We start from the raw sequence: 21,911 nt of genomic DNA, 5'->3' as shown, positions 1-21,911 counted from the left end.
CATATGATGGACTCCACCACAAAACTACAACGTTGGAGAAGACTGTGCACCAGCAGCCGGCCGCCCAGGAAACCGTTGCCCTGACAGCACCGCCCCTGCGCGCGGACGCCTTCACCCTCCCGTACCGGGATCCGGTATGGGATGGACCCACGGACCCCATCCTCGTGGCCGACCACCTCAACGGTGAGTGGGTCCTCCTCTACACCCAGCGGCGCGCCACAGCGCCCGGGCTGACAGGCGTCGAGTGGGTTCATGGGACCGGCATCGGCGCTGCGAGGTCGTCCGACGGCGGCGCCACCTGGCGCTACCAGGGCACCGTTGAGGGACTCATCCCGCCCGGAACGGAACCACCGGCAACCCTCTGGGCTCCCGACGTCGTCCGCATCGGCAAACGGTGGATCATGTACCTGACGGTGCTGGGCGGGCGGCGGACGGACTGGAGCGGGAAAGCTGAAATCGTGCAGTTCGCCAGCCATGACCTGGCGAAGTGGGAGTACCTGGGCGCTGTGGACCTGGATTCACCGCGGGTCATTGACGCCGCCGTCGCCGGGTGCGGGGACGGCCGGTACCGGCTTTGGTACAAGGACGAAACCCGCGGCTCCAATACCTTCAGCGCGGTCAGCGACACCCCGGATGATCCGTCGTCGTGGGTCCTTGAAGGGGTGGCCATCCCGGGGCGGCCGCACGAAGGCCCCAAGGTCTTCGTGCTGGGCGGCTGGTACTGGATGATCGTGGACGAATGGCGCGGCCAGGCGGTGTACCGCTCGGTGGACGGCACCGGAAACTGGACCCGGCAGGAGCACCTGGGCGGGCTGATCCTCACGGCGCCGGAGTCCTGGGACGGACGGCCCGTCGTCGGACGCCACGCGGATGTGGTGCCGCTTGGCGGGGACCCGGGCGACGGCGGCGCGGAGCGGGCGCTGCTGGTCTACTTCACGCATCCCTGCTGGGACGGTGAGGACATCGGCACCATGTCGCCGGACCCGCGGACGCGCCTCAGCCACGTCCGTGCCGCGGTGCTCGAAGTGCGCGGCGGCATCCTGGCCTGCACGGAACAGTAGGCACGCCGAAGGGCCAAACCCTGGAACTATAAGCCGGCGGTTGCCGGCACCGGTCCAAGGTTTGGCCCTGACTCGTGCGCTGGGACCCGCGACGCGGAAGCGTCCACCGGGCGCCGCCCCCAGCAGGCGGGCGCCCGGCGCGTTGCGGCGGTTACACCCGCTGCGGCGAGCCCAGTTCCACCGGGTCCTCATCCGTAAGGTAGGCGAGCTCGGAGTGGGCTGCGAGGTCGATGCCGCGCAATTCGTCCTCGGGCTTGATGCGCAGGCCCCCCATGGCCTTGTCCAGGATCTTGGCCAGGAGCCAGGTGATCCCGAAGGAGTAGGCCAGGACGCTGACGGTCGCGATCGCCTGGACGCCGAGCAGGTCGAAGCCGCCGCCGTAGAACAGGCCGCTGACGCCGTTCGGGGCCTTGTCGGTGGCGAAAAGGCCGATCAGCAGGGTGCCCAGGATGCCGCCGACCAGGTGGACGCCCACGACGTCGAGCGAATCGTCGAAGCCGAGGCGGAACTTCCATTCGATGGCCAGCGAGCAGACGGCCCCGGCGATGGCGCCGATGGCCAGGGCGCCCAGCGGGCTGACGGCGCCACAGGCCGGGGTGATGGCCACCAGCGCGGCGATCAGGCCCGAGGCGGCGCCCATGCTGGTGGCGGCGCCGTGGCGGACCCGCTCCACGAGGGCCCAGGCAAGCAGGCCGGCGGAGGCGGCGACGGCGGTGTTGAGGAAGACGACGGCCGCGGACTGGCCGGCGGCGAGCGCGGAGCCTGCGTTGAAGCCGAACCAGCCCACCCACAGCAGGCCTGCGCCCACCAGGACCAAGGGGCGGCTGTGCGGCTTCGTGTGTTCCATTTTCGGCCAGCCGGAGCTCTTGCCCAGGACCAGGGCCAGGGCCAGGGCGGCAGCGCCGGCGTTCATGTGCACCGCGGTGCCGCCGGCGAAGTCGATGGCCTTGATCCCGTTGGCGATCCAGCCGCCCACCGTGCTGCCGTCCGCAGAGTCGAACGCGAACACCCAGTGCGCGATGGGGAAGTAGACCACAGTGGCCCAAATGCCGGCGAACACCATCCAGGCGCCGAACTTCATCCGCCCGGCGGCGGCTCCGGCAACCAGTGCGGTGGTGACGCAGGCGAAGAACAGCTGGAACGCTGCGAACAGGATGACGGGGATGGACGCGGAATCATCCTTGGCCAGCAGTTGCCCCATGCCGGGGAATTCGGTGACGTCACCGATCAGGCCCAGGCCGCCCACGGAGTTGCCGAAGGCCATCGAGTAGCCGAACAGGGCCCAGAGGACGGCCACCAGGCTGGCGCCGCCGAAGCACATCATCATCATGTTGAGAATGCGGCGCGACCCCACCATGCCCCCGTAAAACAGGGCCAGGGCGGGGATCATCATGCACACCAGCGCCGAGCTGGCCAAAATCCAAGCGACATTTCCCGAATCCATGGGAAACCCCTTTCGTGATGCGAAGAGAGAACGGTCGTTTGCCGTCAGAGCCGCTCTGCGGAGGGACGTGGCCGGAGAAACCACGTTCAGCGGGTGGGGCGGCTGTTGCCGTCTGATTCCAACTGTATGGCGGCAATTCCCGGGTGGGTTTCCGGTGTGTTAAATGATCGTTTCGGTCATCCACAGGCGAGTTTCAGGGGTCACGCAGCACGCAGGAAGCTACTGCAGGAGCCACCCGTCACGGGCGGCGCTATTTGGCGGAGACCGCCAGGAACTGAATGGGAAGGTCCAGCAACTCCAGCGGGCCGTGTGGGCCTTCACCGTCCAGGAGCAGCGAGTCCCCGGCCTCCATCACGTACTCATAGGACCCGTGGCCGTAGACCATCCGGCCGGAGAGCATGTAGATGAACTCCGTGCCCGGGTGCTGGAACAGGGGAAAGACGTCGGAAGCGTCCGTGAGGGTCACCAGCGTGGGTTCGATGGCGTCGCTGCGGCCCTTCAACGTGCCCAGGACGCGGTATTCGTGGCCGTGCTGGGTGCCGCTGCGGACGGTGAGGCTGCCCTGGCCGCTCTTGGTGAAGGTGGCGTCCCGGTCGGTGTCCGCGCCCCGGAACAAAGCAGTGACGGGAACCTTCAGTCCGTCGGCCAGCCGCTGCAAGGTGGTGAGGGAGCAGGAGGTGGTGGCGGTTTCCACCCGGGAGATCATGGCCTTGGACAGGCCGGTCCGGGCTGCGAGCTCGGCCGACGACAATCCGGCCGACGTGCGGTAGTGCCGGACCTGCGCCGCGATGACCTGCTCCAGCCGGCCGGCAACGTCCTCTGCGGGCTGTTCGGCTGCCTGGTCCCCGGCCTCTTCGGTCATGTTTGCCATCTTAGGCGGGCGGCGGGAGGCCCGGCGTACGACGACGGTCCTGGCCGGTCACGCTGCCTCGCCCAGCAGTCCCGCAAGGGAGTCCGCCAGGGCAAGTGCGCCGGCTTCGGCGTCTCGGTCGTCGACCAGTTCGTCCGGCGAATGCGAAACGCCAGTGGGGTTGCGGACAAACAGCATGGCTGTGGGCAGGTGTGCGGCCAGCACACCGGCGTCGTGGCCGGCGCCGGTGTCCAGCACCGGGGCGGCAGGCAGGAGCTGCTGCAGCCGGTCCCGGAGGCCGCCGTCGAAATGCACCGTGGGACTCAGCGACTCCGTACCCAGGCTGGCTGTGCAGCCTTCTTCCGCGGCGAGGACCTGGGCGTTCTGTCCGATCGCCTCCACCAGTGCGGCGGTGACCGAGTCCTCCGGGTGGCGGACGTCGATCCACAGGTCCACCCGGGACGCGATGACGTTGGTGCCGCCGGGGACGGGCTGCACCCTGCCCACGGTGGCCCGGGCGTCCCGGTATTTGCGGGCCGTATCCCGGATGGAAACCATCACCTTGGCGGCGGCAACCATGGGGTCCTTGCGGTCCGCCATGAGCGTGGTGCCGGCATGGTTCCCCTCCCCCGTGATGCCCAGCTTCCAGCGGCCATGCCCCAGGATGGATGATCCGATGGCCACGGGCTGGTGGAGGTCGATCAGCCCCCTCCCCTGCTCCACATGCAGCTCGACGAACATTCCGAGCCGCTGAAGGGCCGAGTGGTCCGCTCCGATGAACCGGGGGTCCTGGCCGTTCGCGGCGGCCACCTCGGCATAGGTGTTGCCGGCCGGGTCCTTGAGGTTGCGGGCTTTGGTGGCGTCCAGTTGGCCGGTAAGGAGCCGTGAGCCGAGGCAGGCAACACCGAACCGCGACCCCTCCTCTTCCGGGAAGACGGCGATCACCAGCGGCCGCCGGGGCCGGAAGTTCCGGGCTTTGAGAAGGTCGACGGCGACCAGCGCCGAGGCAACCCCCAGGGGCCCGTCGTACGCACCGCCGCCGGGAACGGAATCGAGGTGGCTGCCGGTGGCGACGGCGTCCTCCCGCACCCCTGTTGCGGTGTCCCACCAGGCCCAGATGATCCCGTTGTGGTCGGTTTGGACATCGAGGCCGCGCCGGCCGGCCTGCTCGATGAACCAGGCCCGCAGGTCGGTCTCGGCGGTGGAGAACACAGGGCGGGAGTAGCCGCCGCGGGTGTTGTCCCGGCCGATGGTGGAGATATCCTGCAGGAGCCCGGTAACGGTGGGTGCGCTGGTTTCGGCGGGGACGGCTGGTTCAGTTGTTGTTCGGAAAAGGCTCACGATGTTCCGTTCTACGTGGTCAGCGCCGGGGAGGATGCACTCCGGAAACGGTCCGGAATTGACCCGGCACCGGTGGCCAGATCCGCGGCCCACTGTCCGATCACCGGCGCGAATTTTGCCCCGTGGCCCGAGCAGGGTGAGACGACGGTGAGGTTGTCCGCCCGGTCAATGAGGAAGTCCTCGGTGGGGGTGTTGGTGAACAGGCAGGTGGTTTCGGCGTACGGTTCCGGGTCCAGGCCAGGCAGGTAGCGGCGGACGTACTCCGTTACGCGGGCGCGGTTGGCCGGGTCCACCGCGCCGGTCTGGGCTGCTGCCGACGGGATGCGCGGGCCGCCGTTGTACTCGGCCACTTTCTGCCCGGCAAAGCCGGCGTCCCGCCCGCCGGGCAGCCCGTAGGCCTGGATGCCGGAGGCTTTGTGGATGAAGGTGGGCCAGGCGGGGGCACCCGCGCCCGTGCCGCCGTCGTCATCCCTGTACCGGAAGTGGAAGGCCTGCTCCTGCCGCACGGTGAATTCGGGCAGTCCCGCCAGGAAGGCCGCCGGAAGCGGCAGCGAGTCCAGCATCTGCGGCAACCAGCCCCCGGCGCTGACCACGATGTTGCCGGCGTCGATGGTCCTGCCGGCCGCCGAGCGCACGCGGTAGCCGGTGCCGTGGTTTTCCACGCCGGCCACGTTCCAGCCGGTGAGGACCCGGGCACCGTTGCGGACGGCGAGGTCCACCATCACGTTCACGGAGGTTTCGGCGTCGATCACGCCGGCGCCGGGGTGCCAAAGCACCTCGGTGTCGAACGCGATGTGCGGCCAGCGGTTCCGGGCGTCGGCGGCGGTCAGCAGTTCGTGGTCGATTCCGGCGGCGCCGAGTACCTCGGCGAGCTGCGCCGGATTCCGCTTCTGGCCATAGTCCACCGCTCCGGCGGGGGTGATCAGTACGGTGCCGGCCTCGGCGGCGAGTCCGTCCCAGAGTGCCTTCGCTTCCAGGACGGCACGGGTGTAGAACAGGTCCGGGTAGGCGTAGCGGAAGATGCGTGCCGAGCCGTGGGAACTGCCGTCATGTGCGGCCGGGACGTCGCGTTCCAGGAGCGTGACCTGGTGGCCGCGGGACGCCAGCTGCCAGGCGGTGGCCGCGCCGGCAAGGCCCGCGCCCACCACCACGTAGTCGGACGGGTCCGTCATCAGAAGCTCCCCTGGGCTCCGGGGATCCAGTTGGTGCCGGCCAGCGGCACCCGGGCCATGGCGGAAGCCTCGATGGTGAGCGCCACCAGGTCCTCGGGTTCCAGGTTGTGCAGGTGCGATTTTCCGCAGGCCCGGGCGATGGTCTGGGCTTCCATCGTGAGCACGCGGAGGTAGTTGGCCAGCCGGCGTCCCGCGGCCACCGGGTCCAGCCGTGAAGCAAGCGACGGGTCCTGGGTGGTGATGCCGGCGGGGTCGCGGCCGTCCTGGAAGTCGTCGTAGAAACCGGCCGCGGAGCCCAGGGCGGCGTATTCGGCGGCGTAGCGGGGGTCGTTGTCGCCGAGCGCGATCAGCGCGGCGGTGCCGATGGCGACGGCGTCCGCGCCCAGGGCCATGGCCTTGGCAACATCTGCCCCGGTGCGGATGCCGCCGGAAACGATCAGCTGGACCTTACGGTGCACACCGAGCTCCTGCAGGGCCTGGACCGCCTGCGGGATGGCGGCCAGCGTGGGGATCCCCACGTTCTCGATGAACACCTGCTGCGTGGCGGCGGTGCCGCCCTGCATCCCGTCCACCACCACGACGTCCGCGCCGGACTTCACGGCAAGCGCGGTGTCGTAGTACGGCCGGGAGGCACCGACCTTGACGTAGATGGGGGTCTTCCAGTCGGTGATCTCGCGGAGTTCGCCGATCTTGATTTCCAGGTCGTCCGGGCCGGTCCAGTCCGGGTGTCGGCTGGCGGAGCGCTGGTCGATACCCACCGGCAGGGTACGCATGCCGGCCACGCGTTCGGTGATTTTCTGGCCCAGGAGCATGCCGCCGCCGCCGGGCTTGGCGCCCTGGCCGAGCACAATCTCGATCGCGTCGGCCTTGCGGAGGTCGTCCGGGTTCATGCCGTAGCGGGACGGCAGGTACTGGTACACCAGGTGCTTGGACTGGCCGCGCTCCTCCGGCGTCATCCCGCCGTCGCCCGTGGTGGTGGAGGTGCCCACCTCGCTGGCGCCGCGGCCCAAAGCTTCTTTGGCGTTCGCGGACAGGGCGCCGAAGCTCATGCCGGCGATGGTGACCGGGGTCTGCAGGTGCAGCGGCCGGCTCGCGTGGCGGTCGCCGAGGATGACGTCGGTGTCGCACTTTTCGCGGTAGCCCTCCAGCGGATAGCGGGACATGGAGGCGCCGAGGAACAACAGGTCATCAAAGTGCGGGACTTTGCGTTTGGCGCCCCAGCCGCGGATGTCGTAGACGCCGGTGGCGGCGGCGCGCTGGATGTCTGCGATGGTGGCGCGGTCGAAGGTGGCGGACTCCCTCAGGCCAAGTTCGGCGTTTTGGGCGGGCGCAGGAGCCTGTGCGGGTGCGGGGAGGGAAGTGATGGTCACGGGAGCCTCCTAGTAGGCGGTCGAGTTGTCGACGTGGAAGTGGTATAGGTTCCTGGCGGAGCCGTAGCGCTTGAAATCGGCGGGGTTGTCGGTGCGGCCGGCGGCGGCGAGGAGTTCCGCGAGTTCGGCCAGGTGCTCTTCGCGGAGCGGTTTTTCGACGCAGTCGGCGCCCAGGGAGGCGACAGAGCCTTTGACGTAGATCCGGGCCTCGTAGATGGAGTCGCCCAGGGCATCACCGGCGTCGCCGCAGACCACCAGCCGGCCGGCCTGCGCCATGAACGCCGACATGTGGCCGATGTTGCCGCCCACCACGATGTCCACGCCCTTCATGGAGATCCCGCAGCGCGCACCGGCGTTGCCGTCGATGACCACCAGGCCGCCGTGGCCGGTGGCGCCCGCCGACTGGGACGCATCGCCCTTCACGTGGACGCGGCCGGACATGATGTTCTCCGCCAGTCCTACGCCGGCATTGCCGTTGATGGCCACGCTCCCCTTTTGGTGCATCCCCGCGGCGTAATACCCGGCATGGCCGTCGATGGTCACGGCGACGTCCGCGTCGATGCCGACGGCCAGGCTGTGCTTGCCGCCGGGATTGGTGACGGTCCAGGACTGCCCGTCCACGGCGTCATGCAGGGCCTGGTTCAGTTCGCGGACCGGGACCTCTGCGAGGTCGAGCACCGCGGGCGTTGCGGCGGCAGTGGCAATTGTTTCAGGCGCGGCGGCTTCGGGGGCTGTCAGAGTGACCATGTGTAGACCTTTCCGGGTTCCGGTTCAAAAATGCGGGCGTCGCCGATGCCAGGCAGTCCGGCCAGGGCGCGGTATTCGGAGGCCATGGCCACGTAGTCGTCCGTTTCGGCGATGATGGCCGGCTTGCAGGCGATGGGGTCGCGGACCACGGCCATGCTGTCCGCGGTGGTAACCACCAGGGTGTAGAAGCCGTCCAGGACCTTGCCCAGGTTCACCAGCGCCTCTTCGAGGGTGTCGCCCTGCTTCAGCCGGGAAGACACGTAGCGGGCACCCACCTCCGTGTCATTCTCGGAGTCGAACACCACGCCCTCACGCTTCAGGTTACGCCGGACAGTGGCGTGGTTGGAGAACGAGCCGTTGTGCACCAGGCAGAGGTCGTCGGCCACGGAGAAGGGGTGCGAGCCTCCGGCAGTGACGGCGGATTCGGTGGCCATCCGGGTGTGGGAGAGGCCCTGGCTGCCGGCCAGGGCGTCCAGTCCGTGCCCGGCGGCGATCTCCATCGGGTGGCCCACGCTCTTCATCACGGCCACATGCTCACCCCGTCCAATGATGGTGGCACCGGGCACGGTTTCGCAGACGGCCTTCACCAGCAGGTCGGTCCCGACGGCGGCGCTCACCAGCGTGGTGTCGCCCACCACCTGCACGGCTGGTGCCGCATCCGACGGCAGGAGCGCCGCGACGCCGCCGGTGATGGCCGCCGTCGCCATGCCCTGGTCCCGGCCCAGCAGGCTCAAGGTGGACCTGCCCGGCGACACCAGGCCGGGGGTGTTGTAGACAGCGAGGCCGGCGGAGTCAGGGCCGCGGTCCACGATCTGGCACAGCATCGAGGACAGCAGGGCGCCCATTTGGGGGTGCAGCGAGGGATTGCGCAGCTGCAGCGCGGCGATTCCGCACATGGAAAATCCTTTGCTAAGTAGGGATCAGATGGAGGTGAGGTAGGTGCGGATTTCCCAGTCGCTGACCTGGTTGTGCCAGCTCAGGAACTCCTCTTCCTTGGCGTTGGCGTAGTACAGGCCGATCTCCGGATCGCCGCTGAGGCTGGCCAGGACCACCGGGTCCCGGCGGAGTGCTTCGACGGCGTGCAGCAGGGTGGCCGGCAGGAAGTGGGCGTCCGGTTTGGACTCGCCGGGGCCGGACGGCATGCCGGGGTCGGCGGAGCTCTCCACCCCGTCCAGGCCGGCCGCAATGGCTGCTGCGATGGCCAGGTAGGGGTTTGCCGAACCGTCGCCGGAGCGCAACTCGATCCGGTTGTTGTCCGGGACGCGGATCATGTGCGTGCGGTCGTTCCCGCCGAAGGACGCCTTCCGGGGCGACCAGGTGGCGCCCGATGAACTCGTCGTGGCGCCGGTGCGCTTGTAGGAATTCACGGTGGGGGCGAGGAAGGCCTGCAGGGCCGGGGCGTGGTCCAGGATCCCGCCGATGAACGAATAGGCGAGGCCTGACAGCCCAAGGCCGCGGCCGTCGTCGTCCGCTCCCCCTGCGGCCGGGAACAGCGCCTCCGCACCGGACCACAGCGAGAGGTGGAAGTGCAGCCCGGTGCCGGTGCGGTCCGTGAACGGTTTGGGCATGAAGGTGGCGGTCATGCCCCGTTGTTCGGCCAGGATGTTCAGGATGTAGCGGAGCGAGATGACGCGGTCTGCGGTGGTGAGGGCGTCCGCATAGTTGAAGTTCTGCTCGAACTGGCCGGCGGCGTCCTCGTGGTCGTTGGCGTAGTTGCCCCAGCCCAGGCTGTTCATCGCCGTGCTGATGGAGGCCAGGTGCTCGTACATGCGGGTCACGCCGCGGGCGTCGTAGCAGGGGCGGGGCGAATCGTCGCGGGTGTCGGCGGTACTCAACGTCCCGTCGTCGTTCCTGTTCACCAGGAAGTACTCCACCTCGGCGCCCACCTTGGCCTGCATCCCGTGGTCCGCCAGGCGGGCAAGGGCGTTTTTGAGGATGACCCGCGGCGCGTAGGGCCACGGCTTGCCGTCAACGTGGGGATCGCAGTGGACGATGGCCAGGCCTTCCTTGATGAAGGGCACCGGGGTGAAGGACGCGAGGTCCGGGACCGCGATAAGGTCGGCGTCCTGGGGATTCTGGCCGATAAGTCCCGCGGCGTAGCCGGCAAACCCCATGGCCCCGCCCTCGAGTTGGTCAGCGGCTTCCACGGGGACCAGCTTGGCGCAGGGCTTGCCGGTCATGTCCACGAATGTGGCCAGCAGGAAGCGGACATCGTGGGCGCGGGCGATGTCCTTGAGGGAGATCCCGGCGGCATCCGCACGGGCTGCGGGCGCGGGTGCGGGCGCGGGGGTTACAGCAGGGGTTGCGACACTGGTCATCGAAACATTCCTGTCCGGGTCGGTGTTAGCTAAGAGTAAACCTTGTTGCATCAGGTTAGCCAATGGGACGTTTCGCGCGTCCGGCCGGCGTGTTAATTGCATGTTTCGGGGCCGTGGACGCGGGGCGGCGTCACGCGGAGCACGCTTTACGGATGCTTCCGACGGCGGAATGCCAGGTTTGTGCGGGACACGGCGCCGCGGCGGGACGAAAGCGTGCTCCGCGTGACGCCGGGCACGCTGCCGGCGGCCGGCTGGCGGCTAAGCTGAAAAACACCCAAACACGGCAGGACCCGGCCCCGGAAGGACACACTGGAATGGCTCGAGCGACCGTGCAGGACGTCGCCAAAACGGCGGGAGTATCCGTGGGCACGGTCTCCCGCGTCCTCAACGGCAGTCCCGCGGTGAGCGCCTCCAGCCGTGAGAAGGTGGCCGGGGCGATCCGGGAGCTCAACTACCGGCCGCTCGCCTCCGCCCGGGACCTGCGCCGCGACCGGACCATGCGCATCCTGGCCCTCGCCAAGAACCTTGAGTCCCCGGTCATCAGCGAAGCCTTCCGCGGGGTGGGCGATGCCGCGGCACGGTCCGGCTACGTGAGCCTGATTGCCCCAACCGCCGGAAGCCCGGATCGCGAACAGCAATTGGTGGACATGCTCCGGAACGGGTCCGTGGACGGGCTGGTCCTGTTTTCGCCCACCATGCCCGACGACGATGTGGAAGCCCTTGCAACCCAGCTGAGCGTGGTCCAGTTGTGCGAGGTGGCGGAGTCGGAAGCAGCCTTCGGCGTCTCGATCGATGACCGGCAGGCCGCCCGCGACATCACCCGGCACCTCATCGGGACCGGCGCCCGGCGGCTTGCCATGATCGGCAACCGGGCGGCCCGGTCCGGGCGGCTTCGCGAACAGGGGTTCCGCGAAGCGCTGTCCGAGGCAGGCCTGGAGGCGGCACAGAGCCTCTTTGCCGCCGGGGACTTCGACTTCCACGCCGGCCGTCGGCTCACCCGCGAACTCCTCGCCGCGGACAACCTTCCCGACGCCGTATTCTGTGGCAGCGACACGGTGGCGGCCGGTTGCGTCCGGGAAATCACCGACGCCGGCCTCCGGGTTCCGGAGGCCGTGGCGGTTGCCGGCTTCGACGATTCCATCCAGGCGGAGATGTGCGTTCCGGAACTGACCACCATCCGGCAGCCCGCCTATGAGATGGGCCGTGTGGCGTTTGGGGCACTCCTGGAACGGATGACGGAGCCGGGGGTGCACCGCCGCGGCCGGATGTTCCTCCCGCACGAACTGGTCATCAGGGACTCCACGAAGAACTGACAGGGGGTTGACGTCCCCGCGCTCTTCCTGACAAGCTTTTGGAATCGATTCCAAACGCCCCTTGGGTTCGTTGCGAACCGTTTTGGAATCGATTCCACAAACCCAGTCCCGCACCAGCCCGGCACCGAAAAGGAAGCACCCTTGAACTACCAGCAAAGCCCCGGCCCGAAGCCCCCGGAACCAGGAAAGGCCCCGGCCAAGGATCTCCGCGTCGGCGTCGTCGGCATCGGCTGGGCCGGCCAGCAGCACCTGAAGGCCTACAGCGACCTGGAGGGCATCCGCATCGTCTCGCTGGCAGGAATGGAGCAGGAACTCCGGACGGACCTGCAAGCCGAATACGCCATTCCCAACGGTTTCGCCGACTGGCAGGACATGCTGGACCACGGCGGCCTGGACGCCGTGAGCGTGGCCGTTCCCACCTTCCTGCACGCCCCCATTGCCATCGCGGCCCTGGAGCGGGGAATCCATGTGCTGAGCGAAAAGCCGATCGCCCGCAACGCCGTGGAGGGCCAGGCCATGGTGGATGCTGCCCGCAAGGCCGGACGGGTCCTGGATGTGGCGTTCAACCACCGCCGCCGCGGCGACATCAAGGCCCTCAAGGACGTCATCGACGCCGGCGGCCTGGGCCGCCCCTACTACGCCAAGGCCTCCTGGCTCCGCCGCTCCGGCATCCCCACCCTGGGCAGCTGGTTCACCAACCCCGAGCTCGCAGGCGGCGGACCGCTGGCGGACATCGGCGTCCACGCACTGGATTACGCCCTGCACCTGCTCGGAGAACCGAAGGTGGTGGCCGTCTCTGCCGCCACCCACTCGGAACTGGGCCCGCAGGGACGCGGCGGCGGCAGCAGGTACTCGGCCCAGGCCACGAGCCACGCCTTCGAAGTGGAGGACTTCGCCTCTGCGTTCCTCCGCCTTGAGGGCGGCGGAACGCTGCTGATCGAGGCCGGCTGGGCAACATACCGGGAAACGGACGATCTCCTCGACTTCACGGTCTACGGCACGGACGGCGGCGCCGAACTGAAGGTGCACGGGGCGCCGTTCCCGCCCGTGGGCCAGCTCCGGGTGTTCACGGACAAGGACGGCGAGTCAGCCGACTACGTGCCGCCGGTGCTGCCCGGCCGCGCCCACGACGCCGTGGTGGAAGACTTCGTGACAGCAGTCCGCGACGGTGAAGCGGCCTGGGCCGAGCACGACGGCTCCTTGGCGCTCTACCGGGCACAGGTCATCGACGCTTGCTACCAGTCGGCACTCGAGCAGAGGGAGGTCAGGCTCTAATGAACGGAAAACTGAGGATCCGGGTCTGGAATGAGGGCGTCCACGAGGCCAACAACGAGCCCGCCCATATCGGCGATATCTACCCGGATGGTATCCACGGCGCCATCGCCGCGGGGCTCCGGCCCTACTACCCGGACGCGGACATTACGACGGCGGTGCTCGCCAGCAACGACGACCACGGCCTGGACGAGGAGGTGCTCGCGGAAACGGACGTCCTGCTCTGGTGGGGCCACATCGCCCACCACGAGGTGAGTGACGCCGTCGTCGAACGCGTCCACCGGCAGGTGCTCGGTGGGATGGGACTGATCGTGCTCCATTCGGGGCACTTCGCGAAAATCTTCACCAGGCTGCTGGGCACCAGCTGCTCCCTCGCCTGGCGGAACGACGGCCAGCGCGAGCTGGTGTGGACGGTGAAGCCGTCGCATCCCATCGCGGAAGGCGTGGAGAGCCCCATCGTCATCCCCGAGCAGGAAATGTACGGCGAACTGTTCGACATCCCGGACCCCGACGACCTGATCTTCATCAGTTCCTTCGCCGGCGGCGAAGTGTTCCGTTCCGGCGTCACGTTCACCCGGGGCAAGGGCAGGATCTTCTACTTCAGCCCCGGCGACCAGGAGTACCCCGTGTACCACCATCCGCAGGTCCAGCGGGTGCTCGCCAACGGCGTGAGGTGGGCGGCGCAGCCAGGGCTGGACCGCTCGGCCCCTGCGGTGACCAACCCGGCCCGGGAATGGTTCGAATGGGCCGCCCGGCATTGACATCGCCAGCGCCGGAGAGCAGATTGAAATCGTTGCGACGCAAGGTCCGGCGGGTTCCTGACGGGCACTTCCCGCCCCGCCGGACCGTCATTCCCTGAGCGGCTCAGCGCCCGTGGGCGAATTTCATAACCACTCCCTTTCGAGGAGCCAGAAATGCCTGCAATAACGGTCAAGGACCTTGAAACCAAGTCCTTCAACGACGCCGACGAAAAGCGCCGTCCGCCCAAGACCCAGGTGGACGTAGTCAACATTGGCGGCGCCACCCTGGGCCGGCTTACCTTCGAGCCCGGCTGGCGCTGGTCCGAAACGGTCAAAACCGTGGTCCACACGGACAGCTGCCAAAACAACCACCTTGGCTTCTGCACCGCCGGGACCCTGACCGTCCAGCTGGACGACGGCACCCGCACCACCATCCACGCGGGGGACGCCTACTCCATTCCGGCCGGCCACGACGCCTGGGTGGAAAACGACGAGACGTTCGTTGGTTATGAAGTCATGAGCGCGGCCGAGTACGCCAAGCCCGCCTGACAACCGGACAAGCGCCAGGCCGCGCGTCGCCACCTTTCGCGGCACGCAGCCTGGCGTTTCTGCGCCGCCTACCGCCGGCGCAGCCTCGCCACCAACGTGGCGGCCACCAGGGCGGTGGCCAGTTCCAGGCCAATGACCAGCAGCAGCCGGGCGCTGCCGCCGGACTCAGCACCAGCGGACGACGACGGCACTGCGCCGTGCGCGTGGCCGGCACCGCCGGCTCCCAGCAGGAGGCCCGCGTGGACGGCGGCCATGGCCACGGCGGCAGCGGTGACCCGGTGGAGTGCGGCCACACCGCGGTGCCGCCAGATATGGACGGCACAGGGCACGCAGACCGCGGCAAGGGCCAGCATGAGGGCGCTAAGCCAGGCACCGTGGGTGCCTGTGGCGGCCAGCCAGACGTGCATGGCGCAGGAAACGGCGGTGACCACGGCCGCGAGCCGGGGATGGACCACCGGACCGCCGGCACGGGCCCGGGCCGCCGTCGTCGTCTTTCCTGCTGCTGCCCAGCCTGCTGCCGGCGCCGGGGCAGGGGCGGCGCTAGTGGCAGCCACCGCTGCCGCCCTCGGTGTGGCAGGACGCGGCTTGCCGGTTCGGGTTGGCCGGGACATCCAGCACCGGACTGCGGTCGAAGAAACCTTCCGGCCGGAGCTTGAAGCCCACGGTGTCCACGGGCATGATGGGCCAGTCCTCCACCCGGGGGAAGTGGGTGAGGCCGAAGGTATGCCAGACCACGATGTCCTGGCCGTCGATGTCGCGGTCCTGCGCCACGTAGGCCGGCAGGCCCGCGCCGCCGGCGTGCTGGTTGACGAAGTCGCCCGTCGGGTAGCGTTCCCCGTCCGTGTGGCGGGTGACCCAGAGATCCTTGGTGGCGAAGGCTGCGCGGCGGGCGATCGAGGAGTCCGGATCGGCCAGGAGCGTGGGCTGATTGTGCGGGTGGAGCTTGTAGCCCACGGGCTCACCCAGCCGGTTGCGGGATTCGGGATTGGAGATGATCCAGGTGCGGCCTGCGCGGGCGTCGGCCTCGCGGACGGCCTCGGATTCCCGCGCCAGCACGGTGCGCTTGCGGGAGAAGGCGTTGCCGCGCTCGTTGCCCGGCCCCATGGCCTGCCGGACCACGTCTTCCTCCTCCACCCGGTTGGTGAAGCCGTCGATCGCCATGTCCAGCCGGGCGCTGAAGAGGTGCTGGTGGAACGGGGCGCCAAGGCCCGGGGCCAGCTGGGAGATGTTGTCCGAGCCGCCTGCCGGGAACGCGGACGTGAAAACGACGCCGGTGGCCTTGGCTTCGAACTCGATGGTGCCGTCCAGGTAGAGGTACCAGTAGAAGCCGTAGTCGTAGTTGCCGATGGTGGTGAAGAAGGAGATCACCAGGCGGCGGTTGCGGCGGGTGTAGGTGACGCCGCTCCAGAGGTCCGAGTGCTTGGCGAGGATGCCCCAGTCTTCCTCGTGCATGCAGATGCCGTTGCGGATTTCGCGCGGGTTGCCGAACGCGTCGGAGATGACGGGGCTGAGGTAGGTGATCTCGCCCAGGCAGTCGCAGCCCAGTTCCAGGGAGTTGGCGTACTGGCCCACCAGGTATTCGCCGGTGTCGAAGTAGTTCTGCCATGACCGGACCGGCGACGGGTCGCCGTAGGGAACCACCATCTCGGCAATGGACGCCCGGTTGATGATGGGCCGCTTCCGGCCGCCGTCCTGGAAGGCGAGATTGTGCAGGACAACCCCTTCGCGGACATCGAAGCCAACGTCCACGCTCCACTTTTCCCACTCCACGTGGTTGCCGTCGGCGACAGTGAAGCTGGGGCCTTCGGGCTGGGTGATGCTGATGGGCTTTTGGGTGTCGCGGATGGGTCCGGTCAGTTCGGGGTCGGTGTAGTTGCCGTGCTCGGCCGGGACGGGCATCACGCCGAGGTCGACCACCTGGGTGACCTCCTTGCTGACCACATCCACATAGGCCACCAGGCCGTCCACCGGATGCGCCCAAGCACTGTCCTCCGGGAACTCCTGCACGAATGCCAGCCCGCGGAGGATCCGGCGGCCCTTCTCTTCGGCGTATTCGAAGACCCCGGCGGACAGCGGGGCCACCCGGACCTTCCCGACATCCAGCCCGCGGTCCGCGAGCGCTTTGAGCCACCGTTCGTCCGCGGCCAGCAGCGCCTCCACCACCTCGAACTCCTCCTCGAGGACCGGAAGCTCGCCGGTCACCGCGGTGTCCAGTTCGACGGCGGAGAGCACCTCGTGCCGGGTGGTGGAGACCACGACATCGCGCGGCGCAGCGCCTGAGACATCGTGGATGAAGACGCGGAAGCGCCGGTCGGCCGGCGCTGGATCGGTGCCGCGCGAAGGATCCAGCTGGCCCAGGTAGGCGATCCTGTGCTGCGGGCCGAGGTGGCCTTCCGACTGCAGGATGGAGCGCACGTCCAGGATTTCCTGCGCCGTGGCCAGCCGGTAGGCCGACGCAGAGGCTGATGCAGTGTCGGTGGGTGCAAGCGTCATGGAGCAAACCTTCGTCCGGGCCGTCGCCGGCCATTGGGTTTATTTTCTATAGTTGTAGAGAATAAACGTCCGTAACATGGCTCACAAGAGGTTGGGCAAAGAAATTTCCGGGGAGTGGCCGCCGTGCCGAAGATTGTTGACCATGACGAGCGCCGCCTGGAACTCGTGGATGCCACGTGGCGGATCATCGCCCGGCAGGGGCTTGAAAGTGCCACCATGCGCGAGATTGCCATGGAGGCCGGCTTCGCCAACGGCGCCCTGAAGCCATACTTCCCCACGAAGGACACGCTGCTTGAGTTCGCCTTCAGCCATGTGTTCAACCGGACCAATCAACGCGTCGCCCAGGTGACGGCAGGCAAGGCCGGATTGGAGGCGCTGCGGTCCTTTTGCCTGGAGGTCCTCCCCCTCGATGAAGAGCGCATCAATGAAGCGCGCGTGGTCATCCCGTTCTGGCAGAAGGCCGTCAGCGATCCACGGAAGGCTGACATCCACCGCGAATCCATGGCCGAATGGCTGGCCGCCATCCGCCGCTACCTCGGAGAGGCACGGAACAGCGGGGACGTCAACGCCGGCGTCGCCGACTCCATCCTTGCCGGCCAGCTGCTGAACATGCTGCTGGGAGCCCAGGTCGAGGCCGCCCTTGCGCCGGAGGGCCAAGTGGAGTTCGGCCACGCCGCGCAGCTGGAAGGCTACCTCGCCCTGCTTGGCAAAATTCCAGGCAGCAAATGAGCCCTAAACTCGAAAGTATGCTTACTATTGACTGGTCAGGTTCTGGTGCAGACCGGAGCGAGCACGAATTGTTAGGAGCATCTCCATGGGTTTGGACGACAAGATCGGCAACGCTGCAGAGAAGCTTGGCGGCAAGGGCAAGGAAGCTGCCGGCAGCGCCACGGGCGATGAGAGCCTGAAGGCTGAGGGCCAGGGCGACCAGGCAAAAGCCGACCTCAAGCAGGCCGGCGAAAAAGTCAAGGATGCCTTCAAGAAGGATTAATTGACGCCTCCCACAATGGGTGCAGCTCCCGCAGGGGCTGCACCCATTGGCGTTAACGGAGCCAACCCGCTCACGCGGGCGTTTAGTGGATGAGGCCGGACACCAGGTTGATGGTGGTGGCCAGGACGATGGCCCCCAGCAGGTAGGACAGCAGGGCTTGCCGGAGGACCGTGGAGCGGATGGCGTTGGTCTTCAGGTCCGTATCCGATACCTGGAAGGTCATGCCAACGGTGAACGCCAGGTACGCGAAGTCCGCATAGCGGGGCTGGGTTTCCTCATTGAAATCGACGCCGGTCCCGTCGCGGTAGTAGATGGCCGCGTAGCGGAGCGTGAACAGGGTGTGGACCAGGAACCACGACAGGGCAATGCTGCCCAGGGCCATGGCCACCGTGGCATCCTTGCTCATGCCCTGCGAGCTGGAGGCATCCAGCAGGATCAGGGCCACTCCGGCAAAGCTGGCCACCGTGGCACTGAGGACCATCGTGTCCGAAAAGACCCGGCCCGGATCCTCCCGGCGGGCATGGGCGGCGGTTGCGCCGGGCCCCAGGTGCCGGATCACACTCCAGACCCAGACCAGGTACGTGGCCGAGGCGGCCGCCCAGCCGAGGGCGGGCGCATAGGTCCAGTGCCCCAGCGCACCCACGCCAAGTGCCACCACCACGCCAACAGCGAGCATCACCACCATCCGCAGCCGGGAATGATGCGCGGGGGAATTGAAGTTGCGGTGGCGGTCCTGTGAAGCGGCGACGGCGTTCATGCGCGGATCATGCCACGGGAAGCTTGGAAATGCCTGACAGGCAGCCGAGCCATTCTTTTTTCGCCAACCGTTGAAAAAAGATTCGGCCCGCGCTACCCTGAACGTACTGTGTCGCAGGACACAGTCCGGGGGGGGACATCAGGTGGCCATCTGTCGCAAGGAACATCCATGCCAGCAACAGCTACAGCCGGAAAAGTTACCCGGCCCGAACGCCAGCACGTTACTGCGAGCGTTGCGGCGTCCTTCGACCACTGGAAGCACCTGGTGGCAGAGTCCTTCGTGCCCCTCACCGCACAGACAGCTGACGTGGACGGGTTCCAGGGCCGGATGCGCTCCCGGGTGCTGGACCGGATGTCCGTTGTTGAAGTGACCGCCACCTCGCACGAAGTGCACCGCACCCCCGCCCTGATCGCACAGGCCCACGAACGCTATTTCAAGCTCAACCTGCAACTGGAGGGCACCGGGCTGCTGATCCAGGACAACCGCGAAGCCGTGCTCCAGCCCGGGGACCTGGCCATTTACGACACCAACCGGCCGTACACCCTCGCCTTCGAGGACACGACCCGCATCATGGTGCTGATGTTCCCCTGCGACGCCGTGTCCCTGCCCACCGACTATGTGGGACAGTTGGCGGCAGTGCGGATGGGCAGCGGAGGCCTGAGCGGACTCGTGGGTCAGTTCATCCGCCAGTTGTCGGAAAACCTGGACGTCCTGAACGGCCCCAGCGGGTCCCGGCTGGCAACGAATGCCCTGGACCTGGTGTCCACCATGCTGCATGCCGAAATGGATATTAAGCCGGACCGGATGAAGCCGCAGGCGCTGCTGGCCGTCTCGGTCCGCGAGTACATCGAGGCGCACCTCTCGGACCCGCTGTTGTCCCCGGCGAGCATTGCAGCAGCACATTTCATCTCCACCAGGCACCTGCATAACGTCTTTCACGAGTCCGGGACCACGGTGGCCAGCTGGATCCGGACCCAACGGCTTGAGGGCGCCCGCCGCGAACTCCGCGACCCGCTGAACGCGGGGCAGTCCGTCGGCACGATTGCGGGCCGCTGGGGTTTCCTGGACGCAGCCCACTTCAGCCGCACCTTCCGCGACGCCTTCGGCGTCTCACCCAGCGAGTGGCGCAAAAGCGCCTAGGCCGCACCCGGCCGTCCCCACCAATTACGACCAGGGCCCGTTGGGCACCGCCCCTCCGCTTCCGCTAACGTCCGTCAGGTGACAAAGAAGTTCCGCCTCGCGTTAGTTTTCCGGGAAGAGGGCCGCTGATGCCTTTCATTTGCCTCCTGCTCTCCGGTGCCGCGCTGCTGGCCAACGGGCTGGCGACCCTCGGGCACGTTCCCCGCCGCGACGCCGCGGCCCTCAACCTGCTGGTGGGCGGCACCCAACTGGTGCTCGCCGTCGTCTATGTCTCTGCCGCCGGGGACGCTCCGGCGCCGCTCCTCACGGCCGCCGGCATGTTCCTGTTCGGAGCGACCTATCTGTACTCGGGGCTGGACGTGTTGCTGGGGCTCGGGTCACGCGGCCTTGGCTGGTTTTGCGGGTTGGTGGCGTTCTGCGGCATGCTGCTGGCCACCGCTTGGCTGGGCGCGGATCCGCTGCTCGCGGTGCTGTGGGTGTGCTGGTCCGTGCTGTGGGCCCTGCTGTTCGCCTGCCTGGCCCTGGGCGCGGTGCGGCTTGAACGTTTCACGGGCTGGGCCTTGGTGCTGGCTGCTCCGGCGTCGGCCACAATTCCGGCGCTCCTTGGCCTGGCAGGGCTCTGGCCCGCTTCTCCGGCCGCAGCGTGGGGTGGCGCGCTGATCGGGGCCATCCTGATCGTCGCGGCACGCGCACTGGCCCGGCGCGAACCAAAGGTTCCACGCCGGGCCAGTGCCGGAGATCCCGCGCCAGCTAGGTAAGCACGTGGCCCGGGGAAGCTGATTGGTGGCGCCGCTCGATGACCCATTCCACCAGCACCCCGGACAGGAAGACCGCCGGGACCGTTGCGAGCAGGGCCGTGGCCGTCTCGGCATTGCCGCCAATGAGGGCGGTGAAATTGCTGACCACCAGGTAGAGGACCCATGCCAGCAGGACTGCCGCCAGGGCCGGGGCAATCCGGGTCTGCCACAGCCCGGCGCCGGCATGTTCCCGTCGGAAGAACGCGACGACGGCGGCTGAGCAGAGCATGTACAGCACCAGGAGAGCTGCCACAGCAAGGCCGCTGAACCATGAGAACAGGGTCAGCACAGGGTCCATCGCCAGGATGGCGAACGGCACCACCAGGACGACGGCGGTGGCGGACTGGACCCAGGCGGCAACGGCAGGAGCCCGGTGCCGGTTGGTCCGGGCAAGGACGGCGGGCATGGAACCGCGCAGGGCCAGGGAGTGGAGGTAGCGGTTGATGCCGTTGTGGAAGGCGATAATGCCGGCGAGCAGCGAGGTGACCAGCAGGATGCCGGCCACGATGCCCGCCCAGGGGCCGAACAGTTCCACCAGCGGACCCAGCACGAAGGACGTCGCATCCCCGGACTCGAGGGCGGCGCCCGCGGCGTCCATGACGCTTGAGGGCCCGTAGTAGCTCACCAGCATCCAGGAGATGAAGGCGAAGAATACCGAGATCACCCCTACCGAGAGGTAGGTGGCCCGGGCGACGGTGCGGTGCGGGTCCTTGGCCTCGGCGGAGTAGATGGCGGTGGACTCGAAGCCGAACATGGACGCCACCGCGAACATGATGGCAACGCCGGGGGCACCTGCACCAATGGCTTCGGGGGAAAAGGACGCCGCAACGCTGATGCCTTCCGGGCCGCCGCCGTGGAACAGCACGGTGAAGCCGAACATCAGCAGGATGGCCACCTCCAGGCCCACCAGCACTGCCAGGACGCGGGCGCCGATTTCGATGTTGAGGGAGCCCAGTACCTGGACTCCCGCCATGGTGGCCACGGCCAGCAGCCACCAGGGAATGTCCAGGCCGGTCGAGGCCAGGAGCCCGGAGAAGGCCGCACCGTACAGCCCGTACATGGCGGCCTGAACGGTGCTGTAGGCCAGCAGGGCCAGCCAGGCCGCCCCGGCTCCGGTCCGCCTGCCAAAAGCTGCCGTCACGTAGGCGTAGAAGGCGCCGTTCGCTTGGATCTTGCGGCTCATGGCAACGAAGCCGACGGCGAAAACCACGATGACTATGCCCACGATCAGGTACGCGCCGGGGGCACCGGCGCCGTTGCCCAGGGCCGCCGCCAGCGGCGCCGCGCCCACGATCCCCGTCAGGGGCGCCTGGGCGGACAGGACGAAGAACAGGATGCCGAGCACGCCGATGCTGCCGGCGCGGAGGGCGGTGGAATGCTCCTTGGCCGGAGCGTCAGCGGTCCGGGTCTCGGAATTCGAAATACTCATTGGATCCTTCTTAACGGTCATGAGCTCGGGAAAATTGCTGTGGGATCCAGCTTGGCAGCGGCAGGGATTTCCGCTTTGTCCACCAGCGATCAGTTGTTGTCGGTCCGCGCAGCGCCGGTCCGGGCAT

At 67.9% G+C, this 21,911-nt stretch carries 21 protein-coding genes; 9 read left to right on the top strand and 12 right to left on the bottom strand.

Going from position 1 to position 21,911, the window contains the following annotated elements; all coding sequences use genetic code 11:
• Positions 1 to 32 precede the first annotated feature (32 nt).
• Entirely contained in the window at positions 33 to 1,061 is a 1,029-nt protein-coding gene (locus QRM96_RS16360) for a glycoside hydrolase family protein (RefSeq protein ID WP_155845096.1), read from the top strand.
• Between the two features lie 151 nt (positions 1,062 to 1,212).
• Here the strand turns inward: QRM96_RS16360 and QRM96_RS16355 are convergent, their stop codons facing one another.
• The 8 genes from QRM96_RS16355 to glnT all read right to left on the bottom strand — a co-directional run bounded on the left by QRM96_RS16355 (position 1,213) and on the right by glnT (position 10,303).
• Complete coding sequence (locus tag QRM96_RS16355) at positions 1,213 to 2,505, bottom strand: ammonium transporter (protein WP_018760789.1); 1,293 nt, start codon at positions 2,503 to 2,505, stop codon at positions 1,213 to 1,215.
• 250 nt (positions 2,506 to 2,755) lie between these two features.
• Positions 2,756 to 3,367 (bottom strand): helix-turn-helix domain-containing protein, encoded by a 612-nt coding sequence (locus QRM96_RS16350; protein ID WP_285320268.1) that lies wholly within the window; start codon positions 3,365 to 3,367, stop codon positions 2,756 to 2,758.
• 57 nt (positions 3,368 to 3,424) lie between these two features.
• Entirely contained in the window at positions 3,425 to 4,696 is a 1,272-nt protein-coding gene (locus tag QRM96_RS16345) for an allantoate amidohydrolase (RefSeq protein ID WP_285320267.1), read from the bottom strand.
• Between the two features lie 11 nt (positions 4,697 to 4,707).
• Positions 4,708 to 5,868: an FAD-dependent oxidoreductase gene (locus QRM96_RS16340; protein WP_285320266.1), complete on the bottom strand. Its 1,161-nt coding sequence runs from the start codon at positions 5,866 to 5,868 to the stop codon at positions 4,708 to 4,710.
• A complete protein-coding gene (locus QRM96_RS16335; RefSeq protein ID WP_285320265.1) occupies positions 5,868 to 7,238 on the bottom strand; it encodes an FMN-binding glutamate synthase family protein in 1,371 nt (456 codons plus the stop codon). The genes QRM96_RS16340 and QRM96_RS16335 overlap by 1 nt, the downstream gene beginning before the upstream one ends.
• 9 nt (positions 7,239 to 7,247) lie before the next feature.
• Positions 7,248 to 7,985 carry a GltB/FmdC/FwdC-like GXGXG domain-containing protein gene (locus QRM96_RS16330; protein ID WP_285320264.1) on the bottom strand — a complete coding sequence of 246 codons (738 nt, stop codon included), beginning with the start codon at positions 7,983 to 7,985 and terminating at the stop codon, positions 7,248 to 7,250.
• On the bottom strand, positions 7,973 to 8,881 hold the full coding sequence (locus QRM96_RS16325; RefSeq protein WP_285320263.1) for a class II glutamine amidotransferase domain-containing protein: 909 nt from the start codon (positions 8,879 to 8,881) through the stop codon (positions 7,973 to 7,975). The genes QRM96_RS16330 and QRM96_RS16325 overlap by 13 nt, the downstream gene beginning before the upstream one ends.
• Before the next feature lie 24 nt (positions 8,882 to 8,905).
• Positions 8,906 to 10,303 carry a type III glutamate--ammonia ligase gene (gene glnT / locus QRM96_RS16320; RefSeq protein WP_285320262.1) on the bottom strand — a complete coding sequence of 466 codons (1,398 nt, stop codon included), beginning with the start codon at positions 10,301 to 10,303 and terminating at the stop codon, positions 8,906 to 8,908.
• Positions 10,304 to 10,617: 314 nt separating this feature from the next.
• Between glnT and QRM96_RS16315 the strand changes: the two genes are divergently transcribed.
• The 4 genes from QRM96_RS16315 (at position 10,618) to QRM96_RS16300 (ending at position 14,177) form a co-directional block, all read left to right on the top strand.
• The gene (locus QRM96_RS16315; protein ID WP_285320261.1) at positions 10,618 to 11,616 is read left to right on the top strand and encodes a LacI family DNA-binding transcriptional regulator; all 999 of its coding nucleotides are present in this window, start codon (positions 10,618 to 10,620) and stop codon (positions 11,614 to 11,616) included.
• 141 nt (positions 11,617 to 11,757) lie between these two features.
• Positions 11,758 to 12,891 carry a Gfo/Idh/MocA family protein gene (locus QRM96_RS16310; RefSeq protein WP_285320260.1) on the top strand — a complete coding sequence of 378 codons (1,134 nt, stop codon included), beginning with the start codon at positions 11,758 to 11,760 and terminating at the stop codon, positions 12,889 to 12,891.
• Positions 12,891 to 13,649, top strand: a complete 759-nt coding sequence (locus tag QRM96_RS16305; RefSeq protein WP_018760786.1) for a ThuA domain-containing protein — start codon at positions 12,891 to 12,893, stop codon at positions 13,647 to 13,649. The genes QRM96_RS16310 and QRM96_RS16305 overlap by 1 nt, the downstream gene beginning before the upstream one ends.
• Before the next feature lie 153 nt (positions 13,650 to 13,802).
• Positions 13,803 to 14,177, top strand: a complete 375-nt coding sequence (locus QRM96_RS16300) for a cupin domain-containing protein (protein WP_018760785.1) — start codon at positions 13,803 to 13,805, stop codon at positions 14,175 to 14,177.
• A gap of 68 nt (positions 14,178 to 14,245) precedes the next feature.
• On the opposite strand, the gene QRM96_RS16295 is transcribed toward QRM96_RS16300, so the two are convergent.
• Together QRM96_RS16295 and QRM96_RS16290 are read right to left on the bottom strand one after the other, a co-directional pair.
• On the bottom strand, positions 14,246 to 14,731 hold the full coding sequence (locus QRM96_RS16295) for a hypothetical protein (protein WP_285320259.1): 486 nt from the start codon (positions 14,729 to 14,731) through the stop codon (positions 14,246 to 14,248).
• On the bottom strand, positions 14,718 to 16,670 hold the full coding sequence (locus tag QRM96_RS16290) for a primary-amine oxidase (RefSeq protein ID WP_285320258.1): 1,953 nt from the start codon (positions 16,668 to 16,670) through the stop codon (positions 14,718 to 14,720). Before QRM96_RS16290 ends, QRM96_RS16295 begins: the two co-directional genes overlap by 14 nt.
• 123 nt (positions 16,671 to 16,793) lie before the next feature.
• Between QRM96_RS16290 and QRM96_RS16285 the strand changes: the two genes are divergently transcribed.
• Positions 16,794 to 17,399, top strand: coding sequence for a TetR/AcrR family transcriptional regulator (locus QRM96_RS16285; RefSeq protein ID WP_285320257.1), 606 nt, complete (start codon positions 16,794 to 16,796; stop codon positions 17,397 to 17,399).
• Positions 17,400 to 17,484: 85 nt separating this feature from the next.
• Complete coding sequence (locus tag QRM96_RS16280) at positions 17,485 to 17,661, top strand: CsbD family protein (protein ID WP_018760781.1); 177 nt, start codon at positions 17,485 to 17,487, stop codon at positions 17,659 to 17,661.
• A gap of 82 nt (positions 17,662 to 17,743) precedes the next feature.
• Here the strand turns inward: QRM96_RS16280 and QRM96_RS16275 are convergent, their stop codons facing one another.
• On the bottom strand, positions 17,744 to 18,418 hold the full coding sequence (locus QRM96_RS16275; protein WP_018760780.1) for a DUF1345 domain-containing protein: 675 nt from the start codon (positions 18,416 to 18,418) through the stop codon (positions 17,744 to 17,746).
• 168 nt (positions 18,419 to 18,586) lie between these two features.
• On the opposite strand from QRM96_RS16275, the gene QRM96_RS16270 reads away from it, so the two are divergent.
• A complete protein-coding gene (locus tag QRM96_RS16270; RefSeq protein WP_018760779.1) occupies positions 18,587 to 19,558 on the top strand; it encodes an AraC-like ligand-binding domain-containing protein in 972 nt (323 codons plus the stop codon).
• Positions 19,559 to 19,686: 128 nt separating this feature from the next.
• Positions 19,687 to 20,316, top strand: a complete 630-nt coding sequence (locus QRM96_RS16265) for an AmiS/UreI family transporter (protein ID WP_109045544.1) — start codon at positions 19,687 to 19,689, stop codon at positions 20,314 to 20,316.
• Here QRM96_RS16265 and QRM96_RS16260 read toward each other — a convergent pair.
• Positions 20,309 to 21,784: an APC family permease gene (locus QRM96_RS16260; RefSeq protein ID WP_285320256.1), complete on the bottom strand. Its 1,476-nt coding sequence runs from the start codon at positions 21,782 to 21,784 to the stop codon at positions 20,309 to 20,311. The genes QRM96_RS16265 and QRM96_RS16260 overlap by 8 nt on opposite strands.
• Positions 21,785 to 21,911: the final 127 nt, after the last annotated feature.

This window comes from Pseudarthrobacter sp. lyk4-40-TYG-27 (assembly GCF_030209295.1).
GTDB lineage: Bacteria > Actinomycetota > Actinomycetes > Actinomycetales > Micrococcaceae > Arthrobacter.
Note: the sequence above shows the minus strand (reverse complement) of the source record. Positions and strands in the feature narration are given on the sequence as shown.

What these genes read in the sequence shown, in the direction of transcription:
- QRM96_RS16280 (WP_018760781.1), top strand. Translation starts at nt 17,485, where the DNA reads ATGGGTTTGGACGACAAGATCGGCAACGCTGCAGAGAAGCTTGGCGGC.
- QRM96_RS16340 (WP_285320266.1), bottom strand. Translation starts at nt 5,868, where the DNA reads ATGACGGACCCGTCCGACTACGTGGTGGTGGGCGCGGGCCTTGCCGGC.
- QRM96_RS16290 (WP_285320258.1), bottom strand. Translation starts at nt 16,670, where the DNA reads ATGACGCTTGCACCCACCGACACTGCATCAGCCTCTGCGTCGGCCTAC.
- QRM96_RS16325 (WP_285320263.1), bottom strand. Translation starts at nt 8,881, where the DNA reads ATGTGCGGAATCGCCGCGCTGCAGCTGCGCAATCCCTCGCTGCACCCC.
- QRM96_RS16300 (WP_018760785.1), top strand. Translation starts at nt 13,803, where the DNA reads ATGCCTGCAATAACGGTCAAGGACCTTGAAACCAAGTCCTTCAACGAC.
- QRM96_RS16355 (WP_018760789.1), bottom strand. Translation starts at nt 2,505, where the DNA reads ATGGATTCGGGAAATGTCGCTTGGATTTTGGCCAGCTCGGCGCTGGTG.
- glnT (WP_285320262.1), bottom strand. Translation starts at nt 10,303, where the DNA reads ATGACCAGTGTCGCAACCCCTGCTGTAACCCCCGCGCCCGCACCCGCG.
- QRM96_RS16260 (WP_285320256.1), bottom strand. Translation starts at nt 21,784, where the DNA reads ATGAGTATTTCGAATTCCGAGACCCGGACCGCTGACGCTCCGGCCAAG.
- QRM96_RS16275 (WP_018760780.1), bottom strand. Translation starts at nt 18,418, where the DNA reads ATGAACGCCGTCGCCGCTTCACAGGACCGCCACCGCAACTTCAATTCC.
- QRM96_RS16270 (WP_018760779.1), top strand. Translation starts at nt 18,587, where the DNA reads ATGCCAGCAACAGCTACAGCCGGAAAAGTTACCCGGCCCGAACGCCAG.
- QRM96_RS16330 (WP_285320264.1), bottom strand. Translation starts at nt 7,985, where the DNA reads ATGGTCACTCTGACAGCCCCCGAAGCCGCCGCGCCTGAAACAATTGCC.
- QRM96_RS16315 (WP_285320261.1), top strand. Translation starts at nt 10,618, where the DNA reads ATGGCTCGAGCGACCGTGCAGGACGTCGCCAAAACGGCGGGAGTATCC.
- QRM96_RS16305 (WP_018760786.1), top strand. Translation starts at nt 12,891, where the DNA reads ATGAACGGAAAACTGAGGATCCGGGTCTGGAATGAGGGCGTCCACGAG.
- QRM96_RS16350 (WP_285320268.1), bottom strand. Translation starts at nt 3,367, where the DNA reads ATGACCGAAGAGGCCGGGGACCAGGCAGCCGAACAGCCCGCAGAGGAC.
- QRM96_RS16265 (WP_109045544.1), top strand. Translation starts at nt 19,687, where the DNA reads ATGCCTTTCATTTGCCTCCTGCTCTCCGGTGCCGCGCTGCTGGCCAAC.